At 61.6% G+C, this 17018-nt stretch carries 16 protein-coding genes and 1 pseudogene; 5 read left to right on the forward strand and 12 right to left on the reverse strand.

The genetic code is table 11. The features are described from left to right. Positions 1–285: 285 nt before the first annotated feature. Entirely contained in the window at positions 286–1161 is an 876-nt protein-coding gene (locus tag ACZ89E_RS17645) for a helix-turn-helix transcriptional regulator (RefSeq protein WP_476256144.1), read from the forward strand. Positions 1162–1298: 137 nt separating this feature from the next. Here ACZ89E_RS17645 and ACZ89E_RS17650 read toward each other — a convergent pair whose 3' ends face one another. From ACZ89E_RS17650 to ACZ89E_RS17685, 8 genes are all read right to left on the reverse strand, one after another. Continuing rightward, complete coding sequence (locus ACZ89E_RS17650) at positions 1299–3728, reverse strand: TonB-dependent siderophore receptor (RefSeq protein ID WP_476256145.1); 2430 nt, start codon at positions 3726–3728, stop codon at positions 1299–1301. 241 nt (positions 3729–3969) lie between these two features. Continuing rightward, a complete protein-coding gene (locus tag ACZ89E_RS17655; protein ID WP_476256146.1) occupies positions 3970–4959 on the reverse strand; it encodes a FecR family protein in 990 nt (329 codons plus the stop codon). After that, on the reverse strand, positions 4956–5519 hold the full coding sequence (locus ACZ89E_RS17660) for an RNA polymerase sigma factor (protein WP_149657524.1): 564 nt from the start codon (positions 5517–5519) through the stop codon (positions 4956–4958). Before ACZ89E_RS17660 ends, ACZ89E_RS17655 begins: the two co-directional genes overlap by 4 nt. Next, positions 5519–5842: a DUF3325 domain-containing protein gene (locus ACZ89E_RS17665; RefSeq protein ID WP_149657525.1), complete on the reverse strand. Its 324-nt coding sequence runs from the start codon at positions 5840–5842 to the stop codon at positions 5519–5521. Before ACZ89E_RS17665 ends, ACZ89E_RS17660 begins: the two co-directional genes overlap by 1 nt. Beyond that, positions 5843–7414, reverse strand: coding sequence for a PepSY-associated TM helix domain-containing protein (locus ACZ89E_RS17670; protein ID WP_476256147.1), 1572 nt, complete (start codon positions 7412–7414; stop codon positions 5843–5845). Continuing rightward, positions 7411–7716: a DUF3649 domain-containing protein gene (locus ACZ89E_RS17675; RefSeq protein ID WP_476256148.1), complete on the reverse strand. Its 306-nt coding sequence runs from the start codon at positions 7714–7716 to the stop codon at positions 7411–7413. Before ACZ89E_RS17675 ends, ACZ89E_RS17670 begins: the two co-directional genes overlap by 4 nt. A 201-nt stretch (positions 7717–7917) precedes the next feature. Further along, on the reverse strand, positions 7918–8325 hold the full coding sequence (locus tag ACZ89E_RS17680) for an HPF/RaiA family ribosome-associated protein (protein ID WP_149657528.1): 408 nt from the start codon (positions 8323–8325) through the stop codon (positions 7918–7920). Positions 8326–8538: 213 nt separating this feature from the next. Beyond that, complete coding sequence (locus ACZ89E_RS17685) at positions 8539–9486, reverse strand: LysR substrate-binding domain-containing protein (RefSeq protein ID WP_149657529.1); 948 nt, start codon at positions 9484–9486, stop codon at positions 8539–8541. A 135-nt stretch (positions 9487–9621) separates the two neighbouring features. Between ACZ89E_RS17685 and ACZ89E_RS17690 the strand changes: the two genes are divergently transcribed. Together ACZ89E_RS17690 and ACZ89E_RS17695 are read left to right on the forward strand one after the other, a co-directional pair. Beyond that, positions 9622–10998 (forward strand): L-serine ammonia-lyase, encoded by a 1377-nt coding sequence (locus ACZ89E_RS17690; protein ID WP_476256149.1) that lies wholly within the window; start codon positions 9622–9624, stop codon positions 10996–10998. A 267-nt stretch (positions 10999–11265) separates the two neighbouring features. Then, on the forward strand, positions 11266–11583 hold the full coding sequence (locus tag ACZ89E_RS17695; protein ID WP_149657531.1) for a DUF3509 domain-containing protein: 318 nt from the start codon (positions 11266–11268) through the stop codon (positions 11581–11583). On the opposite strand, the gene ACZ89E_RS17700 is transcribed toward ACZ89E_RS17695, so the two are convergent. Then, entirely contained in the window at positions 11580–12080 is a 501-nt protein-coding gene (locus tag ACZ89E_RS17700) for a phosphate-starvation-inducible protein PsiE (RefSeq protein WP_476256150.1), read from the reverse strand. The two genes, ACZ89E_RS17695 and ACZ89E_RS17700, sit on opposite strands and share 4 nt — an antisense overlap. 286 nt (positions 12081–12366) lie before the next feature. On the opposite strand from ACZ89E_RS17700, the pseudogene ACZ89E_RS17705 reads away from it, so the two are divergent. After that, positions 12367–12621 (forward strand): annotated as a pseudogene (locus tag ACZ89E_RS17705) (YebG family protein); the annotation flags it as partial. A 179-nt stretch (positions 12622–12800) separates the two neighbouring features. Here the strand turns inward: ACZ89E_RS17705 and ACZ89E_RS17710 are convergent. After that, on the reverse strand, positions 12801–13820 hold the full coding sequence (locus tag ACZ89E_RS17710) for a Glu/Leu/Phe/Val dehydrogenase family protein (RefSeq protein ID WP_133838598.1): 1020 nt from the start codon (positions 13818–13820) through the stop codon (positions 12801–12803). 183 nt (positions 13821–14003) lie between these two features. On the opposite strand from ACZ89E_RS17710, the gene ACZ89E_RS17715 reads away from it, so the two are divergent. Further along, positions 14004–14807, forward strand: coding sequence for a SirB1 family protein (locus ACZ89E_RS17715; RefSeq protein WP_149657740.1), 804 nt, complete (start codon positions 14004–14006; stop codon positions 14805–14807). A gap of 39 nt (positions 14808–14846) precedes the next feature. Here ACZ89E_RS17715 and ACZ89E_RS17720 read toward each other — a convergent pair whose 3' ends face one another. After that, positions 14847–16232 carry an MFS transporter gene (locus tag ACZ89E_RS17720; RefSeq protein WP_476256151.1) on the reverse strand — a complete coding sequence of 462 codons (1386 nt, stop codon included), beginning with the start codon at positions 16230–16232 and terminating at the stop codon, positions 14847–14849. 142 nt (positions 16233–16374) lie between these two features. Then, positions 16375–17013 carry a maleylacetoacetate isomerase gene (gene maiA, locus ACZ89E_RS17725; protein ID WP_149657535.1) on the reverse strand — a complete coding sequence of 213 codons (639 nt, stop codon included), beginning with the start codon at positions 17011–17013 and terminating at the stop codon, positions 16375–16377. Positions 17014–17018: the final 5 nt, after the last annotated feature.

Below are 17018 nucleotides of genomic sequence, written 5' to 3' on the forward strand. Positions count from 1 at the left end.
TGTGGCGAGTACATTTCTGTGGCGAGCGAGCTTGCTCGCGCTGGGCTGCGAAGCGGCCCCAAAATCTCGGCAACCGTCGCCAATTTTGTGAGTGCTGCGCACTCAAGCGCGAGCAAGCTCGCTCGCCACAAAAGCGTCCTCGCCACAAGGGCATTGCTTGATTAGGGCTCCAGTGTGCTGCGCCAAACGTGCACGCACTTGCATAAACTTGCGCTTTTGTCGGCCCGCGGGCTGGCAGGCCAGGGTCTACGGAGTAGGATGCAAGGCGTTGGAGAGAAAACGATCATGCCCGCACTGGAAACCCTGCAAGTCTTTCAAGCCCTCAACCGCTCGCCCAATGCTCGCCTTGAGCACAGCGCCGAGCTCGGTGACGGCATGGCTGCAGCTTTGTGGAGCAACCATCACGACGCTCAAGACTACGAAGCGCCGAGCCATCACACCCTGTCCTGCTACATCGCCGGCGGCACCGAGACCTTTCGTCGTGATCAGCCCGGCACCAAGGGTGGCCCCGACAAGCTGTGCATCCTGCCGGCCGAGCATCAGTCAGGTTGGGTCATCAATGGCGACATTCGCCTGGCCCATCTGTATTTCAGCCCCGAACAATTCGCCCTCGGCTGCGTCACGCTGCTGGACCGCGAACCGCGCGAATTGCAATTGCGTGAAGGCACCTTCCTCGACGACCCACAACAAGCCCGGCGCTTTCGGCAGATGCTCACGCTCAATTGGGAAGAACCGGGCGAACGCGTGCTGACCAGCAGCCTGGCCCACGAAATGCTCAGCCACGCGCTGCTCAGCCAGGTCGGCATGCGCCAGGGTTTACGGCTCAAGGGTGGACTGGCGGCGCATCAGCGGCGGCAGTTGGTGGAGTTCATCGACAATCAACTGGCCGACGCCATCAGCCTGGGGCAACTGGCCGGGTTGTGTGCGCTATCGGAATACCACTTCGCGCGGATGTTCCGCGAGAGTTTCGGCTTGCCGCCACATCAGTATGTGTTGGCGCGACGCATGAGTCGGGCGCGGGAGTTGTTACGTTCGACCGCGCAGCCGTTGGGGGAGATTGCCTTGGCGTGCGGGTTTGCCAGTGCGAGTCATTTCACCAATCGGTTTCGCCAGGTGTTGGGGGCGACGCCTGGGGAGTATCGGCAGGCGTTTTTGCGTTAGATCCGAAGATTATCGGCGCCCTTCAAGGCCTCTTCGCGGGCAAGCCTCGCTCCTACATTTGATCGCATTCTCATGAAGGAACGCGTACCTCTGTAGGAGCGAGGCTTGCCCGCGAAGAACGATGACGCGGTCTGAGATCAGAACTCTAGCGTGCTGGAAAGCGACACCTGCCGCGAATCCCCCATCGACACAAAGAACCGGCTCGCCGCCGAGGTGTAGTAGGTGCGGTCGAACAGGTTCTTCACGTTGAGCTGGAACTTGACCTTCTGCCCTTCGACCTTGGTGTCGTAGGTGGCGAAGGCATCGGCCACGGTGTAGCCCGGCAGGTCGAAATCATTCGGCGCATCCCCCGCTCGCTCGCCGACATACCGCGCCCCCGCGCCAACCCGCAACTGATCGCCGCCGATGAGGGTGCCGAAGTCATAGACGGCCGACAGCGAGCCCGTATTCTTGGCGACGTTTTGTAGTTTTTTGCCCTTATAGTCCGGGTCTTCGGTGACTTCGGCGTCGGTGTAGGCGTAGCTGCCGATCATGCTCCAACGGTCGGTGAGCTGGCCGGTCAGATCGATTTCCAGACCACGGGAACGTACTTCGCCAGCGGCGCTGTAGATCGTGGTCGGCCCTTCGGCGTTGGCGATCAGCACGTTGCGTTTCTTGATGTCGAACAGCGCGATATCACCGGTGATGCGGCCCGGCATGTCGAGCCGGGCGCCGATTTCCCAGGACTTGGCTTCTTCCGGTGCGATGCTGCCGTCGAGCACCACGGTGCTGCCGCTCAACGGTGCGATGGTCGAGTTGGGTTTGAACGATTCGGTGTAGCTGCCGTAGAACGACAGTTCATCGGTGTAGCGATACACCAGCCCGGCGCGCGGCACGAATTTCTGACCGTTGTTGTCGGTATTGGCCTTGAACGGCACGCCTTTGCCGGCGTACTGGTCGTACTCCTGGAAGCGCCCGCCCGCGACAAAGATCCACTGGTCGGTGAGGTGAATAGAGTCCTGGGCGAAGATCGAATCGCTGCGCAGTTGATCGGTCTGGGCACTGTCCGCCGGGCTGACGGTGGTGCCGGCGACTTCGCGACCGTACACCGGGTTGACGTAGCTGAAGGTGCTCAGGCTTTTCTGGCGGATCAGGTCTTCGCGGTAGATCTTGCGGTACTCGTCATCGACGCCGAACACCAGGTCGTGCTGCAGGCCCAACACGTTCACTTTGCCTTCGAGGCTGGCGGTGGTGAAGCGGTCGGTGCTGATCGCATTCTGCGTGCCGTCCATGTTGCGGGTCAGGGTGCCGTTCCTGGTGTTGATCGCGGTGACACGCACCTGGCTGGCGTCGTAGGTTTCGCGGTTCCAGCTGTAGCCGAAGTGGGCTTTCCAGTTGTCGTTGAGCGCGTGATCGGCCTCGAAGTGATACAGGTCCGAGCGCCCTTCCATGTTGTTGAACGGCTCGTCGAGGCGCTCGTTGCGCGAGATATCCAGTGGGTGGTTGGTGCGCGGGTCGATGATCGTGCCCCGGTCGAACGGGGTGAGGAATTCCCGGTGTTCGTAGGAGAACAGCAACTTGGTGCTTTCGCCGAACCAGGCCAGGGACGGCGCCACCAGGGTTTCGCGGTGGGTGCCGAAGTTGCGCCAGTAATCTTCGTCTTCGTGGTCCAGGACCATGCGATAGGCCAGCCCGGACTCGCCCAGCGCGCCGGTGCTATCGAGGCCGCCGCCGCTGCCGTTCTTGCCGTCGCCGTAGGTCGAGCCGCGCAGGGTCAGGGCGTTGTATTGGGTCAGTTCGGGTTTCTTGCTGACCATGTTGACCACGCCACCCGGGTCCTGGATGCCGTAGAGCAAGGACGCCGGGCCCTTGAGCACTTCCACGCGATCAACCGTAGCGTTCATGCCCCGGCCCTGCACGATCGGCATGCCGTCGCGCATGATCGAGCCGTTGCGGTTGTCGCCGAAACCCCGGGTCATCACCGAGTCCTGGGTGCTGGCCAGGGTGTTGCCCTGGGTGATGCCGCTGACGTTGGCCAGCGCATCATCGAGATTGCGCGGCGCCTGATCGCGAATGACTTGGGCCGGGATCACGTTGATGGTTTGCGGGGTTTCCTGGAGCAACGCCGAGCTGCGCATCACATTGCTGGTCGGCGGTGGCTGGTAGCTCTGGGTTTGGTCCAGCACCGAGGTGATGGTGGTCGCGTCCAGGTTCAGAGTGCCTTCGGTGGGCACGGGTTCCAGCGCCAGGGTGTGGGCGTCGGTGCGGCGGAAGGTGAAGCCCGATCCGCTGAGCAGGCGCTGGATCGCCTGTTCCGCGCTCATCTGCCCATTGAGCGCCGGGGCGTTGAGGCCGTAGGGCGCTTCATCGGTGTAGACCACGCTGGTGCCGGTGATGCGGCTGAAGTCGCTCAGGGCCTGGGGCAACGGTTTAGCGGCGATGGCGAAATTGAATTGCGTGCGCTGTTGCGTGCTGGTGGTTTCAGCAGCGATGGCCACGCTCAGCGGCAGCAATGCCACTGCCGAAAAACTCAGCGCCGAGGCACCGAACCATTGTTTGACCGAACCCGATTTTGCCCTGGACTTCATTGCTCATGACCTGTGTAGAACCGCAGCGGGATGCGAATGACTCGCAGTTTCAGTCACTACACGGATGGCGTTAGGGTTTACCTCATCATTATTTTGAAAATATTTTTTATCTTGGGTTTTGTGGTGTCTGGTCTGGCGCTTTCGCGGGCAAGCCTCGCTCCTACAGGGGATGGGTGTTTATTCCGAACATGCGAACGCCCCCTTTGTAGGAGCGAGGCTTGCCCGCGAAGAGGCCAGCCGCCTAACGCAAAATAATCATCTGCCCCAAAACGTGATGCTGCTCAAACCCCAACACCCCCTGCAACGAACTCAACACCGCCTGCGGATCCTTGCTCGGAAAACTCCCGCTGACCCGCCGCGCCGCCAGTTCATCGTTGAGCAGCAAGATCCGCCCCGGGTAATAGCGCCGCAGGTCTTGCACCACCTCCGCCAGGCTCGCCTTGTAGTAATTGAGCCAGCCCTGGCGCCAGGCCAATTGCGCCTCACTGTCCACGGCCTGCAGTTTTTCCGCCGAGCCATCGGCATAGGCGACCCGCTGGCCCGCGGTGAGGATTTGCTGCTCGGCGCCGCGCTCCGCCGTGACGCCGACCCGCCCGGACAACACCGTCACCTGCGCACCGTGAGGTTGCAGGCGCACTTCAAACTGAGTGCCGAGCACCCGCGCCTGGCCCTTTTCGGCCTCCACCACAAACGGCTCGCCGGTGTGGGTCACGCTGAAAAAACCGGCGCCGCGACGTAGTTCGACGTGACGCTCGCCGTGGCTGAAATCCACGGCAATCGCACTGTCGGCATCCAACGTCACTTGCGATTGATCAGCCAGGGTGACCGTACGAATTTGCCCCGGCGCCGACACATAATCCGCGCCCAGATCATCGGCCCAACGCAGCGGCTGCCACCCCGCGCCGACGCCGACCATCAGCATCAGACACGCCGCCATCGCCAGCGCCCCGGACCAGCGCCGCACGCTGGAGCGCTTCGAACGGTCCATCGCATTCAGATACCCCAGCAGGGCAAACGCCTCTTCATCGGCCAATGTCCGCGCCGGCACTTCGCTCAATTCCCAGACCACTTGCGCTTGGGCGTAGGCCTCGGCATGCGCAGGATCGGCCTGCAACCAGTGACTGAACGTGAGCTGATCGCCAGTGCTCGGCTGATCGTGCAACAGGCTCAGCCAGGCGAAAGCGGCCTGTTCCTGGGCGGGCGTCGGGGTGACGCGTTCGGCGTGGGTCACGGTGCTTTCCTTGGCGTACGCGGTTCGGGTTCCCGCAGGCTGGCCTTGCAGGCGTCGAGGGCGCGCATCATATGTTTTTCCACGGCGCTTTGGGACAAACCCATGGCCTTGGCGATCTCGGCGTACTTGCGGCCGTGGATGCGGTTGAGCAGGAAAATCTGCCGCGTGCGCTCGGGCAACGCACGCAACGCGGCTTCGACGTGGCGCAAATCATTGCCCGCCTCCAACGCGGCTTGCGGTTCGCTGCCCTGGCTGTCCGGCGCGTCCGGCATCCAGCCCTCGTTGACCCGCACCCGCGTGCCTTCGCTGCGCAAATGGTCGATGGCGATGTTGCCGGCGCAGCGCAAAAGATAAGTGCTGAGTTCTTCGACTTGCACCAGTGGCCGACGCCAGAACCGCAGGAACAAGTCCTGCACCAGGTCCGCCGCCGTCGCCCGGCACCCGACGCGCCGACTCACCAGCGCTTCCATCTGCGAACGCTGGGACAAAAACACCTGGAGAAAATGCGCGCGGGCGCCACGATGTTCGTCATCGTGGGACTCCGGAGGGCTGGCGATCATCAGCTCAGCACTGCGCAAACGGGGCTGGCGAGCAAACCCATTGCTGCCAACGACAAGGCCAGGCGCGGGCGATACGGCAGCAGCAACACCAGCAACAATGCGCTGGACATCAGCACCGCGAACCACTCGACCAGGCCCAAACCCCAATCGGTCGCGGACACTGCCGCCCATAACGACAAGGCCAGCAATAACCAGCCGCCAAGTCTCATATTGCGTCGGCGCCTGGCCGATGGCTTGCGCCCCAGAAGGTCGACGTGATGCCGATCCATCGACAGACAGAGCGCGGCAAATCCGCCGTAGCAGAGCAACAGGGCCAGCAGCATTCAGGTCGCCTCGCGCTCAAGGGAGATGGGGCGGCGGGTGACTGGTGCAGTGTTCTCCACACGCCGCATTTTCCACGCAGCCCACGCCAGGAACAGGCCACTGCCCAGGCACGTCAGATCGAAACCGGCCATGGCCCAATCGCCTTGGCTCAGGGACACGCCCACGTTGTACGGCGTGGTCAACCCGTTGAGCAACGGCACCGCGCAGAACAGCACCGCGGCCAACGCCAGTTGCTCGACCCACGCCGCGCGACCACGGCGGACCAGCGCATGCAGCACGCTCAAACCCCAGGCGATGAAGAAGCTGTTCACCTCCCAATCCGCTCGTTCCGCCAGCGCCACCGGCAACAAGCGGTTGGCCCAGAAGAACACCGCCACGGCGATCACCAGCCCCGACATGCTGGCGATGTTCAGCACTTCCACCAGCCGCAATTCGAAGGGCATCACGCCGCTCTTGGCATGTTTGAGCTGACGCTTGCCGAGCCAGATCACCAGCCCGGTGCCGATCATCGCCGTGCCGGCCAACCCGCAGATGAAGTACAGCCAACGCAACACCGGGCCGGCGAAATGGCCCATGTGCAAACCGTAGAAACCGCCGGCGATTGCCATTGGAATCGGTTGTTCCGGTGGCGTGCCGAGCAGCTCGCCAGTGACGCCGTTGAACGTCAGCGCGCGGCCAAAATCGTAGACCACGCCGTCGGCGCCATCGCGTTCCAGGATGACCGAGGCATTCGCATCGCCTGGGTTGTTCACGGCCAGGCGACCGGCACGCCCTTCAGCCCATTGCTCATGAGCCCGTTCCAGCAACGGTGCCAGCGGCGCCAATGCCGCAGGTTGGCCTGCAACAGTCGGCGTGTTGGCCGCCGGAAATACCTCCTCGAAAAACGCCGAGGCATTGCCCTTGTACGCAGCAAGAATGCCCGCCGGCATCACCATCGACATGAAAATCACCAGGCTGCTGTAGGTGATCATCAGGTGAAACGGCAACACCAGAACGCCCACCGCGTTGTGCCCGTCGAGCCAGGAACGCTGGCCCTTGCGCGGGCGGAAGGTGAAGAAGTCCTTGAAGATTTTCTTGTGCGTGATGATCCCCGTGATCAGCGCGATGAACATCAGCATCGCGGCGGCGGTCGACAACCAGCGGCCCCACGGATAAGGCATTTGCAGCTGGAAGTGGAAGCGGTAAAAAAAGTCGCCGCCCATGGTGGCCCGGCCCTGCACTTCGGCACCGGTTTGCGGGTCGAGGGTCTTTTTGCTGAATTGGCCGCGCTTGCCCGGTTCGGCCGGGGCTTGCTGCCAGCGCACCGTCAGGCCGGGCTCGCGGGCGGTCGGCAGGTCGATGAGCCAGCGGGAAGCGTTGGGCGCGTGCTGCTGAAGATAATCTTGCGCCAGGGTCAGGCTGGCTTCAGAAGACACCGAACGCGCAGGAATCTCCGGCTGCATCCAGTGGCTGGTCTCGGCCTTGAAATACGCGAGGGTGCCAGTCAGGAAAATCGCGAACAGCAACCAGCCAAAGATCAAGCCGACCCAGGTGTGCAGCCAGGCCATGGTCTGGCGAAAGCCCTCTTTCATGGCTGGCCCGCCCAGTGCGCCAGCCCCGACACCGCGCCCAGCACCAGGCTCGGCACGAGCATGCCGAACCACGCCTGCCAGGCACTGCGACAGGCAAAACACCAGAGCGCCGCCACCAGATACGCCAGAAACGAAGTCATCATCCCGGTGACCACCGCTTCGGCGCGGGCCATGGGCAGCAGCAGGCTCAGGCTGACACTCGCCAACGCGGCCACGACATAACCGCCCAGCACGGCAGCCAACACCCGCGAGGTAACCGCCAGTCGGTAGGAAACGGGGAGCGTGCGGCTGTTGCCTTTCATGGTTCGACCTTGAAACCGGGTAAGGCCTCGTGAATGTCTCGAGACCAACAAGGCCGCAATACTAATGATAAAAATTCTCATACGCAAAAGACTCCGATGAGAATCATCTATCGCTACTTGGGCTGGTGAACACCGGAAACAAAAACGGGCCTGCATAAGCAGACCCGTTTGTCAGTGGAAAGGTAAAAAGTGAATCAGGCCTCAGCCGTTTTGTGCAGCCTGTTCGTTCTCTAGAAACTCGTCTTCCAGCAGCGCATCGGCTGCAACTCTCTCGAACGGCACGATAGCGGCACGTGGTTTGCCCCGCAATTTGCCGAACAGATGCTCAAGCGCGTGTTCGAGTTTTTCGGCCGCCCCGTCGATGGCTTGTTCCAGGGTATCGGCTTTATGGGTCACCGAGATCGGTTGGTGGCCTTTAGGCCGCGCTTCCAGCTGGCAGCGCATGTCATGCGGTCCGGGCTTGTCGCCGTTTTCGTCCCGCAGGTGAACCTCGACGCGGGTCAGGTCCTCTTCGTAACGTTCGAGCGTGCTCTCAATGGTAGTACGTACCCACTCCTCCAGTCGGATGCTGCTTTGAATATGGTTATCGCTGTTGACTTGGATTTGCATAGTTCATCCCTTATTTCAGCTAGCTCGCGAGAGGCCGGTCGGCTTGCCCTTGGGCGTCATCACCGTGGCCTCTTACTTACACAATCGGTCTGTGCGCAGAACATTTCAACCCCTAAAAAAAGATAAATATGGATTCGCAAAAAAAGCCGGACAACGGCCAAAAGCGCTGTTAAGGTCGGGAGTTGGGTCGCCACGCTTCCTTGTCACAATTGCTCACATCTGCTGCTCCGCCAGTGGATGCAGACTGCGAAAAATCCCCGCTTCCTCTACCAGCCAATCATGCACCGCGCGCACGCCCGGATGGCTCAGCGCCCCCGGCGCATACAGCAGCATGTAGCGTTTGTGATTCGGCACCGCCAGGCCAAACGGCACAATCAACGTCCCCCGCTCCAGCTCATCGTTGAGCAAGGTTCGCCGAGCAATCGCCACGCCCATGCCGGCAATCGCCGCTTCGATGGTCAGGTGATTGCGATTGAAGGTGTGCCCGCGCCGTACGTCGGCGCCTTCGAAGCCGATGGCGTTGAGGTAGAACTCCCACTCCGCGTACTCGTAGCTGCCGCGCCAGGCGGTGATGTCGTGCAGCAGCGCAAAATGCATCAGGTCCGCCGGGCCGTGCAGTGGCGGACGGCCGCGCAGCAGGCTCGGGGCGCAGACCGGAAAGATCTGCTCATCGAGCAAGGCGGTGGATAACAAACCGGGATAGCTGCCGTCGTTCAGGTCAATGGCCAGATCGAAGTCGCCTTCGTGCAGCGGCACGCTGCTGTCCTCGGCGACCAGGCGCAACTGAATGTCCGGAAAACGTTGCTGCAAGCGTGGCAGGCGCGGGGTCAGCCACTTGCTCAGGAATGACGGAATAGAGCGCAAGCGCAAAGTCCCGCTGATCATCCCGGCGTCCAGTCGTCGCAATTCCGCGTCGATGCTGCCGTACGCCTCGTTGACCGTAATAGCCAGTCGCTGGCCCTCCGCGCTCAATTCCACGCCGCGAGCGCGACGGTGGAACAGGCGAAAACCCAGACGCTCTTCCAGCTGTCGGATTTGCTGGCTGACCGCACCCGGCGTGATGTGCAGCTCTTCGGCGCAACGGGTGAACGACAAGTGCCGCGCGGCACAGGAAAACACGTGCAGCCAGACGTAGGTCTGGGCGTGCAATTGACGACTCATCGTTTAGTCCTGCTAAAGGCTGTCTTAGGAAGTTTCGTTGGTCACGTAGGACCGAGGTGGGCAGTATCGCCGACATTGCGCTTGTCCTACAAAAATGGCAGCGATTTCTCTTCCATTGCTTGTATAGGCTTTAGCATGGCTATCAGTGTTTTCGATCTCTTCAAAGTGGGCATCGGTCCATCCAGCTCCCACACCGTCGGCCCGATGCGCGCCGCCGCAACCTTCGCCCAGGCCCTGATCGACCAACAATTGTTGGCCGATGTACGGCGGGTAGAAATCCGCCTCTACGGCTCGTTGTCGGCGACCGGCGTTGGTCACGCCACCGACCGCGCCTGCGTCATGGGCCTGATGGGCGAATGGCCGGACAGCATCGATCCGACGTCTATCGATTCACGCATCCAGCATCTGCGGGAAACCGGCGAACTGTCCCTCGCCGGCCAATCGACCATTGCCTTCAACTGGCAGCGCGATCTCCTGCTGCTGGACGAGAGCCTGCCCTACCACCCCAACGCGATGTCCCTGACAGCCTTCGGCGAAACCGGCGAGTTGTGGGAGCAAACGTATTACTCGGTGGGCGGCGGTTTCATCATCGAAGCGGCGGAAGCCGAGTCCGGCATCGCGCCTGCCAGCGACGTGGTGCTGCCGTACGATTTCTCCAGCGCCGCCGAATTGCTCAGGCTGTGCAACCAGCATGGCCTGCGGGTTTCCGAGCTGATGATGGCCAACGAATTGGCCTGGCGCAGCGAAGCCGAAATCCGCCAAGGCTTGCTGCACATCTGGTCGGTGATGCGCGAATGCGTTGAGCAAGGCCTGTTGCACGAAGGCATCCTGCCCGGCGGTCTGAATGTTCCGCGCCGTGCCGCGAAATTGCACCGCAGCCTGTTGGAAATCGGCAAGCCGAATGTCATCACGTCCACGCTGTCGGCCATGGAATGGGTCAACCTGTTCGCCCTCGCCGTGAACGAAGAAAACGCCGCCGGCGGACGGATGGTCACCGCCCCCACCAACGGCGCGGCCGGGATCATTCCGGCGGTGCTGCACTACTACATGAAATTCAACCCGGACGCGTCGGACGATGACGTGGTCGCGTTCTTCCTCGGCGCGGCGGCGGTCGGCATTCTGTGCAAGAAAAACGCCTCGATCTCCGGCGCCGAAGTCGGCTGCCAGGGTGAAGTCGGATCGGCCTGTGCCATGGCTGCCGCCGGTCTGGCAGACGTGCTCGGCGCCACCCCGGAGCAACTGGAAAACGCTGCCGAAATCGGCCTGGAACACAACCTCGGCCTGACCTGCGACCCGGTCGGCGGCCTGGTGCAAGTGCCGTGCATCGAGCGCAATGCCATTGCCGCAGTGAAGGCGATCAACGCCACGCAAATGGCCCTGCGCGGCGACGGCAAACACTTCATTTCCCTGGACCGGGTAATCCGCACCATGCGCGATACCGGCGCCGACATGCAGGACAAATACAAAGAGACTTCACGGGGTGGGTTGGCGGTGAGCTGGGTGGAATGTTGACCGCTTCCGTTGCACCCGCACTGCTTTTGCCCTGAAACGGGCAGCTCGGAAAAGGCGAACATCACCGTTCGCCTTTTTTGTGCCCGTTTCATTGTTCGACCGTTTTCCCGGCATGCCCCTTGCTACGTCCCTGTAGGCGCTGCCGAAGACTGCTCCTACAAAGCGATGATGGCGATATGGCTATGGAATGGCCGATGGTCTGGTATTGCGAACCAACCCGATCATGGCCGGTCAACAACTGCACGTTCAATCAGGCGGTGACGCATCATGGACAACCCTTTTCAGCTCATTACCGATGCCTTTGCACCGGACTATCAGATCAACCTGAGCATTCAGGGTCTGGACGGCAGCATCATGCTGACGCTCTCCAACAGTGGCCGCGTGGTCGCCAAACGGATGATCAGCGCCGAACAACGCAACGACCCCAAACGCCTCAAGCGCCTGGTGCAAAGCATCCAGTTCGGCATCGCCATCGAACAGGGCCACAGCGCCGTGGCCATCCTTGAAGCGATGACCGACGGCGACAATCGCAATCTGCCGCCGCCACAGATCAAAGGCCACAGCCGGCCAGCCATGCGGCTTTAGATCTCGCCCTTCTCCACCTCGGGATGCTCACCGGAGCCCGTGCCGATCTTGCGCTGCGGGTGTTCGATCTTCACCGAGGGAAATTGTGAGGACGCGTAACGCACCACCAGAATCGAGAACGCCAGCAGCAGAATCCCGCCGCACAGGTAGATGATGCCGATGTCCGGCGGGTTGTGGTGCGAGACGTTGGAGATCAGCAAACGCGTCAGCGCGGTAATCGCCACGTAGATCAGGAAGCGCACCGGCATGTGGTTGGTCTTGAAGTAAATCCCGACCATCGCGCCCAATTCCAAATAGATGAACAGCAGCAGGATGTCATCGATCTTGATGTGCCCCGCCTCGATCATCTGCAGGAATTCCATCACCGCCGCCCACGCGGTGACCGCACCGATGGCGAACAGCGCCAGGTAGTGGAAGGTCTCGACGAACAGGTTGCCCAGGGACTCGGCCAGTTGATGCACGTTCTGCCGCAGGTTCTCGGCCCAGTTGATTTTCACGATGATTCTTCCTTAGCTCGGTTCGAGCGGATGATGCGGGTTGGACGTGACGGTTGTTCTGCATGCAGAAAAAAGGCCAGGAGTTGTGAGTTGAGATGGTGGCCGCGTGACATGAGACACGTTTGTGGTGTCGCGAAGGGGACAACACGATTCACCTGACAAACGCCAATTTCGGTCTACATTAAAAAGCCACTACCCAAAGCGCAGGGATTCGCTTATCCTTTTAGCTGTATATAGATACAGTAGTCGCAAAGACAACTTAATGTGAAGGCATGTGAGGTGGTGAATGGCCGTCGAAGTGGTATACCGCAGCAGCCGAGATCTGGAGCGCTTGTTCATGGATAAAGCCGAAGCTGACCGTCATGACAAAATGCTCGAACTGGCCGAATTGCTGGCCGAAGTGTTGCAAAAAGCCGTTCCGTCCCTGAGCGAGCAGCAAGTCGAAGAAGCCGGGATCTACATGGCGAAGAACCGCGATGTGTTCGCCAAGGCGTTCAAGAGCCAGCCGGACGCACTGTCTGAACTGCTGAGCGCGCCTGCTGAAGTGGTTGAACCTGTGGCGGTGGTTGAAGACGCCGAGCCGGTGAAACCAGCGAAAGCGGTTAAAGCCGTCAAGTAAGCAAGGCCCGAATTGAATAGGCCCTGAGTCGAATGGCTCAGGGCCTTTTTCATGTCCAAAAATCAAGATCAAAAGATCGCAGCCTTCGGCAGCTCGGGGCGTTACCGATACAAAACCTTTTCCGCCAACTCGTCCGCCACCCGCGCCGGCGAACGCTTCTCCGCCTGCGCGTGGGCAAACACTTCGGTCAATCGCGAACTGATTTTCGACAGGTGCGCCGTGATCGTCGCCAACTCCTCGCCCCGATGCTTGAGCGACACATAGATCAACCCGCCGGAATTGATCACATAATCCGGCGCATACAGAATCCCCCGCCGTTCCAGCTGATCGGCAACATCCAGATGAGTCAGTTGATTGTTCGCCGAACCCGCTACCGCCGAGCAGCGCAGTTGCGTCACGCTATGGCTGTTGAGCACACCGCCCAGGCCACACGGCGCGAGGATGTCGCAGGGGGTGCTGAGCAAGGCATCGTTGGCAATCGGATGGGCGCCCAGTTGCTCCATGGCCAGTTGCACCTTGCCGTGGTCGATGTCGCTGACCAGCAGTTCGGCACCGGCCGCGTGCAGTTGCTCGGCCAGGGCGAAACCGACATTGCCCAGGCCCTGAATCGCCACGCGCAAGCCTTCGAGATTGTCGCTGCCCAAACGCGCCATGGCGGTGCTGCGGATACCGGCGAACACGCCCATCGCGGCGTGGGGCGCGGGGTCGCCGGCAGAGGTGGTGCTGGTGACGTGCTGGGTTTGTTGGGCGATGCAATCCATGTCCGCCACCGAGGTGCCGCTGTCGATGGCGGTGATGTAGCGGCCGTCGAGCTGATTGATGCAACGCCCGAAGGCTTCAAACAGCGCCCCACGGTTTTCCACGTGGACCGGGCGAATGATCACCGCCACACCGCCGCCCTGGGCCAGGCCGGCCAGTGCCGCCTTATAACTCATGCCTTGGGCCAGGCGCACCGCGTCTTCGACCGCCGATTCGTCGCTGGGGTAGGCAAGATAACGACAACCGCCCAGGGCGGGCCCCAGGCGGCTGTTATGAATGGCAATCACCGCCTTCAACCCGGTGACCGGGTCTACGCTTAGGTGTAGCGATTCAAGGCGAGTGCTTTGCATGAGAGCGAACATCGTTGGGCTCCCGAATCACTTCTGGTAGTCGCCAGTATAGGCTTGCGCCTGAAAATTGCTGAAGCGCACCGGAATAAGCCGCGCGTCTTTAAGGGCTTTGCGACATAACCTGCAGGCGCCTGTGTGCAGGACTGGACGAAAGCCGGTGGCGGGGCTAAAACGAGGCATTCCATGGAGATTCAGATGACCCCGCGCCAACGCTTCTTCGACTGCCTGCAACGTTCACCGCCCGCCCTGTTCGAGGCGGCGCTGTGGATTGCGGCCGAACACGATGCCCAGATGAAGCTCGAAGCGGTGCTGGCGGACTTCATGGAACTGCAACAACGGGTCAGTTCAGGCCTGCCGATGCTGCCGGTGAGCGAATTGGCCCAGCCGTTATTGCGGCGCATGAATGACCTGGGGTTTGCCCAGGACGACTTCACTCCACTGCGTCCGCAAGTGGCATTGGTCCATAAGGTCCTGGAACGTCGCCGTGGCCAGCCGCTGGCCCTGGGGCTGATTGCACTGGAGTTGGCCAGAAGGCTGGAGATTCCCCTGGTGGGGGTGAATTTTCCCGGGCATTTCCTGCTGCGGGTGCAGGGCGCCGATCACCTGCTCGACCCCTGTGGCGGGCGCCGACTGTACCCCAACGATTGCCGCGATCTGCTGCAGCGTCAGTACGGTCCCAACCTCAAACTCAGCGCCGAGCATTTGCTGACGGCCGACCCGGTGCACATGCTCCAGCGGCTGTCGCGCAACTTGCGCCAGTTGCACCTCACCAACGACGACTACATCGGCGCCCTGGTGGACGCCGAGCGAGTGCTGGAACTGGGCAACGGCAGCGCCTCCGATTACCTGGCCCGGGCCAGTCTCTACCAACGGCTCGACTGCCCGAATGCCGAGCGCTTCGACCTGGAGCATGCGCTGTTGCTCAGTGATGACCCGATCCAGCGGATTCGCCTGACCGAGCGCCTCGGGCACCTGCCCCCAAACTCAGTCGTTCACTGAACCCTTGTAGGAGCGAGGCTTGCCCACGAAAGCGGTGGGTCAGCCAACATCAATGTTGGATGTCCCGCCGTCTTCGCGGGCAAGCCTCGCTCCTACAGGGGGTGGTGTTGTTTCCTGGGGCGAACGCACCTGAATGATGACCAACGCCGCAATCACCGCCGGTATCGCGCAGAAGAAGAAAATCTGCTGCACCGGGATGTGCATCGCCAGCAGCATGCTGCCAAACAATGGCCCGAGGATCGAACCGAAACGCCCCACGCCCAGCGCCCAACCGGTGCCGGTGGCGCGCACGTGCGCCGGGTAGAAGTTACTGGCGAAGGCATTGAGGGTCAGTTGCCCGCCGATGATGCAGAACCCGGCGGCGATCACGCTGGCTACCAGATAACGCGGGTTGTCGTGATTGAGGCCGAGCAGAATCGTGCACACCGCCGCCGCCGTCAGCACACCCGCCAGCAGTCGCACCTTGCTTTTGAGGCGGTCGGCGAACCAGGCCATGCAGATCGCGCCGACGGTGCCGGCGAACAGAAACATTGAGGTCACCAGGTTGGCTTGATTGAGTTTCAAGCCGCTTTCCAGCAACAGCGTCGGCAACCAGCTGATCATGAAATACAGCAGGATCAGGCTGACGAAAAAGGTCGCCCAGATCAGCAAGGTCGGCCGCGCATAACCGTTGCGGAACAACTCCAGCACCGTCAGTTTGCTGCCCTGTTCCTGCTCGTTTTGCGCCATCGAGGCGGCGGGTGGTTGCCAGTCCGGGAGCATCCGCGCAGTGAGTTTGCGCAAGCGCGCATAAGGCGGTGCATCGCGCAGCAGGCGCGGCAAGGACTCAGGCAGAAACCAGGCCAGGAACGGGAACAGCAGCAAAGGCGTGATGCCACCAGCGAGGAATACCGCTTGCCAGCCGAAGCTGTCGATAAAACCCGCCGCGACAAACCCGCCCGCTGCCCCGCCGAACGAAAAGCCGCAAGCAGCCAGCGTCACCATCAAGGTGCGCAGGCGTGGCGGCGAATATTCCGACATCAATGCCATGGCGCTGGGCATCGCCCCGCCCATGCCGATCCCGCAGATGAATCGCGCGGCCATCAGGGTATTCAGGGAGTTTGCGAACACCATCAGCACCGTAAGGGTGGCGTAGATCAGCACACAGCCGAGCAGAATCCGCCGTACGCCGAAGCGATCCGCCAGAGGTGTCACCGCCAGTGAACCCAGGGTCAGGCCCAACAGGTTGGCGCTGAACACCGGGCCGAACGCGGCTTTTTCCAGGCCCCAATCCTGGGCCAGGGCCGGCACGACGTAGCCGAGGACTTGCGCGTCATAGCCGTCGGTGACCAGCAGCAATGCCAGCAGCAAAAGGAGTAACCACTGATAACGGGACACAGGACGGGCGTCGAGTGCCGCCCGGAAGCTGGCAATCTGGTTGTGCATCGCGAGGTACCTGTTTTGTTTTTATGTTTGTGAACGATCGTTCCCACGCTCTGCGTGGGAATGCATCCCGTGACGCTCCGCGTCACAGTGGACGCGGAGCGTCCATGGCGGCATTCCCACGCGGAGCGTGGGAACGATCAGCTTACTGCGGGGTGTCGGGCTGGTTCGCCGGGTGGGCCTTCATAAAGGCCGGGTGTGTCGCCGCCAACGCTGCAACCCGGCGAATCCGCGGATACGCCTCCAGCGAAATATTGAAGCGCTGCGCCGCATACAACTGCGGGATCAGGTACACATCCGCCAACCCCGGCTGATCACCGAAGCAGTAACCGGCATCACCGATCAACTGCTCCACCGTCGCCAACCCCTGGCTGATCCAGTGCCCGATCCACTCCACCACTTGCGGTTCATCGTGGCCCGACTGACGCAGCTTGTTCAGCACGCTGACGTTGTGCAGCGGGTGCACATCGCAGCCGATCACCGCCGCCACGCCACGTTCGCGGGCGCGTGCGACGAGGTCTTTAGACAGCAGTGGCACCTGTGGATAACGTTCCTCCAGGTACTCGATGATGGCGGGCGACTGGATCAGCAGATCACCATCGTCGGTGCGCAAGGCCGGCACCCGACCTTGCGGGTTGATCGCCAGGTACGGCGGCTGCCGGTGCTCGCCACCGGGTGGCGCGATCAGGTTGATCGGTAGGGCCTGGTAGTCCAGGCCCTTCAACGCCAGCGCGATGCGCACGCGGTAAGACGAGGTCGAACGGTAGTAGGTATAGAGTTCCATGACCC

The organism is Pseudomonas sp. TE3899, from assembly GCF_056279105.1.